General features: G+C 77.4%; 2 protein-coding genes. Both read right to left on the bottom strand.

Annotated elements, in window-relative coordinates; genetic code table 11:
* Positions 1-776, bottom strand: a 776-nt coding sequence (locus F9B16_RS50395; protein ID WP_151547342.1) for a leucine-rich repeat domain-containing protein, incomplete at its 3' end; no start/stop codon positions are given.
* 5 nt (positions 777-781) lie between these two features.
* On the bottom strand, positions 782-1,423 hold a 642-nt coding region (locus tag F9B16_RS50390), incomplete at its 5' end, for an SDR family oxidoreductase (RefSeq protein WP_151547341.1).

Below are 1,423 nucleotides of genomic sequence, written 5' to 3'. Positions count from 1 at the left end.
GGCCCGACGCCGTTCCCGCCGAGGCCGAACCGGACCGGCCGCCCCGCCGCCTCGGCGGCCGACGCCAGGACGGCGACGCCGCCGTCGCCGAGATGGTTGGCGGGCGCGTACAGCTCGCGGACGCCCGCGTCGCGGACCAGCGCGGCCAGCAGGTCCGCCGCGTCCGGCCCGATGCCGTTCCCGCCGAGGAACAGCCGCTCCAGCGGCGCCTCCCGGGCGACGAGCGCGTCGAGCAGCGCGCGCAGGCCGTCCCTGCCGAGACCGGTGTTGACCAGGTCGAGCGTCCGGATCGCCGCGTTGCGGCGCAGCATCGCGGCGACCGCCCGCGCGCCCGCGTCGCCGACCGGGTTGCGCTTCAGCCACAGCGCGCGCACCTCCCTGTCGGACGTCAGCCGGTCCGCGAGGACCGCCGCGCCCTCGCCGTCGATGCGGTTGCAGCCGAGGTACAGCGTCCGGACGCCGTGGCCCGGCTCCAGCGCGGCGGCGATCGTCCGCGCGCCCTCGCCGCCCATCGCGTTCGTCCCGAGCAGCAGGTGCACCGCGTGCGGCGACGCGACCGCCGCCGGGACGAGCCGCGCCACGCCCGCCGCGCCGAGCCCCTGCTTGCACAGGTCCACCCGGCCGTCGCCGCGCAGCGTCCCGAGCGGGAACGCCTCGTCGCCCTCGACCGGCGCGGCGTCGGCGAGCCGCTCCAGCAGCGGCGCCAGCGCGGCCGGGTCGGCCTGCGGGACGTCCGGGTGCTCGATCGCCGGGCAGCGTACGGGGGTCGGCTCCATGCTGTTCACCACTCCACCGGTCGGTAGTCCTTCAGGAACACGCCGGACAGCCGCTCGCCGCCGACGCCCCGCACGACCGGGTCGTACACCCGGGCCGCGCCGTCGATCACGTCCAGCGGGGGCCGGAACCCGGCGGCGAACTGCGCGCGCTTGCCCGGGTGCGGCCGCTCGTCGGTCACCCAGCCGGTGTCCACGCTGGTCATGTGGATGCCCGCCGCCGCGTAGTCCGCGGCGGAGGTGCGGGTCATCATGTTCAGCGCCGCCTTCGCCATGTTCGTGTGCGGGTGGCGGACGGTCTTGTGCTCGCGGGAGAAGCTGCCCTCCATCGCCGACACCTGGACCGCGTAGCGGTCCGGGAACGGCGACGCCTCCAGCAGCCCGCGCAGCCGCGAGGTCAGCAGGAACGGCGCGAACGCGTTCACCATCTGGACCTCCAGCCACTCGCCCGGGTCGACCTCGTGCAGCCGCAGCGTCCAGCTGTTGCGGTCGCGCAGGTCGAGGGGCTGCCCGGTCTCGTCGGTGCGGCCCGCCGGGAACAGCGCGTCGTCCCGCACGGCGAGCGCCGCCGCCGGGCCCGCCTCCAGCGCGGCCCGCGCGCCCTCGGCGACGTCGACGCGCGCCGCCGCGCCGGTCAGCGGCAGCGCCTC

Origin of the sequence: Actinomadura montaniterrae (genome assembly GCF_008923365.1) — a bacterium.
Lineage (GTDB): Bacteria > Actinomycetota > Actinomycetes > Streptosporangiales > Streptosporangiaceae > Spirillospora > Spirillospora montaniterrae.
The sequence above is the reverse complement of the archived record's forward strand: the minus strand, read 5'-3'. Positions and strand labels throughout refer to the sequence as shown.